General features: G+C 67.0%; 6 protein-coding genes. 2 read left to right on the top strand and 4 right to left on the bottom strand.

The annotated features are described in order from the left end of the window. The first annotated feature begins 884 nt into the window (after positions 1-884). Positions 885-1,139, top strand: coding sequence for a type II toxin-antitoxin system Phd/YefM family antitoxin (locus ACFYP3_RS31765; protein ID WP_388840126.1), 255 nt, complete (start codon positions 885-887; stop codon positions 1,137-1,139). Next, positions 1,136-1,387, top strand: coding sequence for a type II toxin-antitoxin system RelE/ParE family toxin (locus ACFYP3_RS31760; protein WP_388840123.1), 252 nt, complete (start codon positions 1,136-1,138; stop codon positions 1,385-1,387). Before ACFYP3_RS31765 ends, ACFYP3_RS31760 begins: the two co-directional genes overlap by 4 nt. A gap of 770 nt (positions 1,388-2,157) precedes the next feature. On the opposite strand, the gene ACFYP3_RS31755 is transcribed toward ACFYP3_RS31760, so the two are convergent. From ACFYP3_RS31755 to ACFYP3_RS31740, 4 genes are all read right to left on the bottom strand, one after another. Beyond that, positions 2,158-3,189 (bottom strand): HEAT repeat domain-containing protein, encoded by a 1,032-nt coding sequence (locus ACFYP3_RS31755; protein WP_388840120.1) that lies wholly within the window; start codon positions 3,187-3,189, stop codon positions 2,158-2,160. A gap of 19 nt (positions 3,190-3,208) precedes the next feature. Beyond that, positions 3,209-3,826, bottom strand: coding sequence for a hypothetical protein (locus ACFYP3_RS31750; protein WP_388840117.1), 618 nt, complete (start codon positions 3,824-3,826; stop codon positions 3,209-3,211). 1,348 nt (positions 3,827-5,174) lie between these two features. Then, positions 5,175-5,840, bottom strand: coding sequence for a HEAT repeat domain-containing protein (locus tag ACFYP3_RS31745; protein WP_388840114.1), 666 nt, complete (start codon positions 5,838-5,840; stop codon positions 5,175-5,177). Positions 5,841-5,849: 9 nt separating this feature from the next. Then, on the bottom strand, positions 5,850-6,500 hold a 651-nt coding region (locus ACFYP3_RS31740), incomplete at its 5' end, for a zinc-dependent metalloprotease family protein (RefSeq protein WP_388840111.1).

Below are 6,500 nucleotides of genomic sequence, written 5' to 3'. Positions count from 1 at the left end.
TCGGTGACATTAAGTCGATCACCTGGGAAGGTACGCCCTCCGCACTCCGCAGAACATCCCACCCCAGGCCGATCCACAAGTCCTGAGCATTGCTCGATCGCCCGCAGGTCACAGGTGTAGGACGTGCCGGGGTTCGGATAGTCATCGATCATGCCCCCGTTACGTCGCCCGACACGGCCCCGCGCAAGCCCTTCCCCGCGGTTCACCCCGAGCCAGCAGAACACCGAATGGGCGATACACGTAGTCCGGCGACCTCTACCGGTTCGCCCTCCTATCCCCCGACACCATCCGCCGGACGCCGGACCGCCGCGGGTCCCGCACGCGAACATCGCCGAAGAGCGGCGGACCGGGCGTTCACGGTTTCGCCGGCGGCCTCCAGCTCCTCCCGGAAGAGGGTTGCTCCACCCTGACGGGCGAAGCAACCTCTCCACATCCTTCACCCGCTACCTCGAAGCGCGGTTCGGCGGCGTACGCGGCCTGGGCCTCAGGGCCTTGGAGCGGAGATCACCACAAACGGGCGCCCCATCCACCCGCTACCCGGACCACGACAGCCGCGCACGACCCGCCTGCCTGTCGCCCTCCCGACGCTGACGTCCAGCCGCCGATTGGGCCACAGCAGGTGACCAGCCGCCTAACGTGGCCGACGGCCCAATATGAGCAAGCAGGCGGCGGCCGCGGCGTCCTGCGCGGCGAGCGGCGCGTGGGCAGGCAGAAGTGCCAGTCGACGGCGGCCACACCGCGCTGCCCAGCATGGTGCACGGCGCGCCGGACACACTCTGGCCCCGCCTACATGCGGGCCTGGCCCCGGAGCACGCTCGGAGACGGGCTCTGTTCACCGGCTGAATAGCCTCGCCACAAGGCGCGCGAAGAGTACAGTTCTGTGCATGAGTGACACTCTGCCGATCACCGAGGCCCGGGCGAAGTTCGGATCACTGGTCCGTCGCACGTCCCACGCCCGCGAGCGCATCACGATCACCGACCACGGCCAGCCTGCGGCCGTGCTCATCAACCCCCAGGAGCTGGCCGACCTGGAGGACGCCCTGGCCCTGGCCAGGTACCGCGAGCGCAAGGCCGCCGGCGCCGCCGCAGGCGTGCCCCACGATGACGTCCGTGCCCGTCTCGGCCTGGAGCGCGGGTGACCTACGAGATCGTCTGGGACGAGTCCGCCATCGACGCGGCCGCCCGGTTCCTCAAGGACGACCCCGACGGCCTGCGCCAGCTCATGGACGCCGTCGACCTACTCGCCGACCAGCCCCGGCCCAAGGACAGCACCCCCTACGGCTCCCCGGACCTGCGCCGGATGCACGTCGGGAGTTATCGGGGCATGTACGAGATCACCGAGGCCACCATCACCATCGTGGTCATCCACGTCGGCCGCATCGGCTGACACCCCCACAGCAGACGGTGAAGGGCCGCACCGACCAGGCGAACCCGACTGTGGCTGAGCGTGCGGCCGACAGGCCGCTGCAGCGGATCCCGCCGCCGGGGTGCATTCCAACACCGGTCCCACCATGTCGCCTTGCGCGGCACACCAGGAGCCGAGCACCACCCCTGCTTGCACGCACAGCCCTGCTGCCCCGGATCCGCGTACGCGATCCCGTGGGGGACCGCCCCTCCCGGCGGTCCCGCCCGGCGGCCCCGCGCAGGCGGGACGGCGAGGCAGGGTCAGGCGCAGGCCTCCCGTTTCCCGACCGGAACCTGTCGACCACGCGCGCCTCGCCCCCTATGACGGCGTTCGGCGGTGTCCCGGGTGCGGCCAGGTGTCCGGTGGTCATCCCGTACGTGCCAGCGGACGGGGCGGCGAGGGCGTCTGCGTCCTCGTCGGTCGACCAGGCCGACAAGCGGTCCTCGGCGTCGCGGCGTCGGCGAGGAACAGGTGCGGGTCCTCCAGCCGGAATCGGCGCGCCCCGGTCCGGGCGTTGCCGTCGGGGACGAGCGGGACGGCGGAGGGTGATGTCTGGGGACCGTGATCTTGCCGTGGGCTAGGAGCCAGGCGACCACCTATGCTTGGTCGAACTCCGGGCTCGCCTTGGTGCCGCGGTCGGGGAAGTCGTGCCGGGGGCGCCAGTGCGCGGCTGCGGCCCGGCCCACGCGGGCGATGCCCCCGACCTCTGCCGGCAGTGGCCCGGCCTTCGCCTCCCTACGCGTCGTGCCTTCCTACGCGTCCCGTGCCGGGGTCGATGCCGGGGCGTGTGTACCGTCCGGGCACGGTTCCGGTTCGCGTTTGGCCTGGCGCACGAGGTCTGCGCGGCCCCGGACGACGACGTGATGGTCGGCGGTGAGCCCGGCCTCCAGCTCAGCCGCGATGGTGCCCGGCCGGGCCAGGGAGAGCAGGCGGAGCTGGAGCCCGCCGGGTGTTACCCGCCCCTCCCCACGGAGACACGGCGTGCCGCCGCGCCGGATCGCTACGAGCTCCACACGGTCCTCATCGATGGGGCGCGTCAGCAGAAGGAAGCGGAGGGTGGCTTGCTGGAGGGCGCTGTACCCGTACACCGCAGCGGCGAGTGCGCGGCGTTCCGTCCAGGAGGACGTCGTGATGCCGGTCGCGACAAGCACGACTTGTTCGCAGCGCCCCTGGCGGAAAGCACCGGCTACCGCCGGGCCGGACAGCGTGAGCCGGTTCCGGCCGGCGGAGGCCAGCAGCGCTCCGTCCGCCAGGTCCGGTGAGACTTCGGTGGGGTGCAGCGGCTCGGCAGAGACCGAGGGCCTCAGCAGTGGGGCGTCAAGGCCCGGGAAGGGAGCCAGTTCGGCCTCCAGCCTGTGACGGTGGCTCAGGATCCACGCTCCGGCCAGCGCCTTCCGGCGCACCAGGCCGGAGGCGCTGTCCTGTGCGACGTGCAGCAGAACGCGGAGGTCCGGCGGCCCGCCGCAGTGGGCGAGTGCCGTGGCAGCCTCACAGACGAGCGGGGGTTCCTCTAGGTCCACCGACCGGCGGAGCGCCTCGCAGGCGGTCGCGCCGCCGATGTGCCCGAGAGCGCGCAGGGCGGTGGCACGTACGGAGGCTTCCTGATCCTCTCCGAGAAGGCCGACGGCCAAAGTGGCCTGCTCCTCCTCCGGCATGTCCGACAAGGGAAGGAAGGCCAGGGCCCGGGCGGCAGCTGGTGCGGCGGGACGCCCCGCTCCGGTGTGGAGCGCCCGCCGGATACCTTCCGCTGTACGGTCGCGGGACGAGCCGATGACGATCGACACGGCAGGGACTCCTTCGCCTTCAGCAGGGTGGCCTGATCGCGCAGTGCCTGTGCATGCGGGCGGCTTCTCCAGCACTGAAACGGTCACCGGCGGGCGCGGCGAAGTACATCACCGCATCCGCATCGTCCCGGTGCTCAAGGCCGAGGAAGTGCCCCACTTCATGAGGGAGTGAGAACTGGATGAGGCCGCCGCCCGGGTTCGATTCGACGATCAGCCCGTCCGGGTCCTTGCCCGTCTTGTCGCACGAGCCGCCGACGGGCGAGCTGCCGGCCGTCGTACCGCTGTAGGTACGCACGATGAACACGTCGAGTGCCCCGTTGCGAACGCTCCAGTCGGATGTGAGGTCTTCGCAGTCGTCCTCGTCGATGACGAGGTAGCCGTCCGCGGACGCGGACGCCACATTGATAACGAAGTGTTCCACTCGACCGATCCCCAGGCCCGCTGCCGCGTACACCTCCCGAGCCCGCATCACGGCTTCGTCGATCTGTGGATGCTCGACGACCGGATCGAAGAGTTCGTGCCCGACCTTGATCAGATTGAGGTCGTAGCGACGCATGCCGAGGCGCACCAGTTGGCTGCGCAAGGAGAACGTAACGGTCTTTGCCAGCAACCCCATGAAGTCATGTCTGATGGACATGGGCCTCGCCTTCACACCGATGCAGGAGGCTGCCTGCCGAACCAATCCGACCATGTCGCACCCGCCTTCCTTCCGGATGAGCCTGTGGACGGCGGCCCGGTGGGTCCTGGTTGTCCGGACCGGCCGGCCCATGCCGACGGCCGGTAGGCTCAGCCCATACGGACGAGGACCAGCACGAGGCCAGCACACCGGGCGAGTTCGTCGCCGGCACGGGCGGGGTCGGCGAAGCAGACGGCGAGGTCGAGGCGGACCTGCATCATGGCCCGCTCGCCGGCGGCGCCGTGCTTTTCGGCTTCGGCGCGGCCGGCTTCGAAGGCGGCGGGGCCTGCGGCGAAACCCCTGAAACCCGTGGTTTCGCATCAATAACCGCCGACAATGGCGTGGCACCTTGCAGCCGTTTAGCATGCCTGGTGAAATGTAGCCGCCATCATCACCAAGGCGACCGGAGGAATGATGGACGCCGAAAAGATCCTTCCAGAACATATCGCAAGGGCGGCTGCGGAGGGCGTTGCTATTGCTCTCGCTGCTCGGAGCCTCACTGATGGGCTTGAGCCTGGACCTATCGTCGCTGGAATGTTCCCTCCGCATGGGGGACCGCCGAAGCTCTTCGAGGTGACGCTGAAGCACGACGCGGGCACAGGAGGATTTCAGGTGGAGAGCATCGAACCGCACCAGCCCGGTTGAGATCGCCCATGTCAGACGATGAGGCAGTGAGAGAAGGAAAGCAGCTTCTCTGTCCCAGCGCCCCAGCACATTCCGAGTCGGTTCTCATTGGAGTCGTTTCAGGCTCAGTGGGTGACCCGCGGGTCGTTCCAACCGAGCACGTGATTCCGGTGACTCCAGAGATCACTGATCTGGCATGGCCCGTTGCACCCACCGAGGTATTTCGGTTTGCGGCCACATGCCGTACCGGATCCTGCATTCATTTCAGAGATGCAGCCTGCCAAATCGCGGCCCGTAGCACTGTGATGCTGGATGAGGTGGTCGACCAACTTCCAAAGTGCCCGATCCGCGCGCAGTGTCGCTGGTTCCAGCAGGAGGGCCCAGATATGTGCCGTCGCTGCCCGCAGATCGTGACGCAGCAGCACATGCCCTCTGCCAGGATGCTGGAAATCGTCAGTGAGGTCGATCCCCCTCCAATTTCCGGCGGTCACTGAGCTCGATTGTTGACCTTCGTCATTACTCGGATGGGTTCGTTGGGTGGTCAGGCTACCGAGGAGGCAGCCTGACTATGATGTCGCCGCGGTGAGTCCCTATGGATGCACTGGACGACGTGGGGAAGCCAAGGGGCCACGGGGCGCCAGCTGCGTCGCAAGAGGACCGACCCATCGAGGACGCTAGACATCGCTCAGGTGCGGCGGACCGCGCGCTCGCCTGGCATAAGGCCGCGAGCCGGGCTCACGGAAGCCTCGTTTCCCGCTACAGGGCTCCTTCTGTCCCCAAGTGAGGAGATAGGTCTGACGGCGGATCGAGCACTGGACTCCTGGCCAGTCTCTCCCGGCATTAGATTTATTGGCCCACGACGGAGGTCAGCCAGTGAGGCTGACTTACGGTCGTCAACGTCTGCCACACCGCTACCGCCTCCGCGTCGTGCGCGATCGCGTTTGATGGTCTCGATGAGGTCTGCCAGTGTGCTCCCCCCGCTTCCTTCGCGGTCGGCGACGTCTGCGGCCACGACAGCTTCCGCCTTGTTACGGACGCTCACCTCACGGTCCGCGAGAAGGTCGACGAGCACCACAGCCGCCGCCGGAAGGGGCAAATTGCTCGCCCCACCGGTGGCCGCGGCACGGAGCGCAGGGCTGTCGCTCTGCGCAGCATCCACCACCAGGTCGTGCGCTTCAGTGTTGGGCAGCAGGCTTGCAGCGTAGGCAGCCTTCGATGCTAGTAGTGAATCATTCCCCCGAAACAAAGCTTGGAGATGGGGAAGGCAATCGGGCCCGAGTTCCTTTATCTTCGAATAATTGGGTTCTTCAGGACCAAGGGCCGCCAGAACATCATCCATCGTCGCACTCATGCTGCTCTCCTAGGACTCCAGACTGAACGCGCTCCTGACCACCGTTACAGCCTCTTCCGCCACGAGCTCCGGGGGCGGATTGGTGATGTTCCTAGTGCCGTTTCCTGTCATAAGCCTGTCATTGTCATCAACATGTCGCAGCCCTAGCACGTGGCCCACTTCGTGAGCGAGGGTCCACTGTGTCGCACCCTGAGCAATTACAACAGCTGGAATTCCTGGAGGGTGAGCAGCACAGCCGTTGTAGGGAGGGACAGTAGAGCGCACAAAATACACCACTATGTCGGCGCTGCCTGCCTCTGAGCGATGAGCGAAGAGCGTTTCTTGTTCCGCTGTTGTGCGTTGTTCGATGCAGCCCCCTACGTCGACATCCAACAGGTCGGGAATATTAAGGTCTTCTGTGGAGGCGAGTTCCACGGATATGCCGACTGCATCATAAATTTCTGCCATCCTTGCGATCGACTGAGAGACAGGGACATCCGGGTCGGCCAGAATTTTGGCGTGGAGACGCACATCAGAGACCTTTTGACGCTCCTGCTGACGCTCCTCAGTCGAACACCATGCGGCACTGTCAGCGCCCAGTGCCAGCACTTCGAACATTGATCCCCGGGCTGCGGCGGCCGGTGCGCTGGCGAGCATGCCACCCAGGCGCTCCCACCCAGA

The organism is Streptomyces sp. NPDC005533, from assembly GCF_042871845.1.
GTDB lineage: Bacteria > Actinomycetota > Actinomycetes > Streptomycetales > Streptomycetaceae > Streptomyces.
Note: the sequence above shows the minus strand (reverse complement) of the source record. Positions and strands in the feature narration are given on the sequence as shown.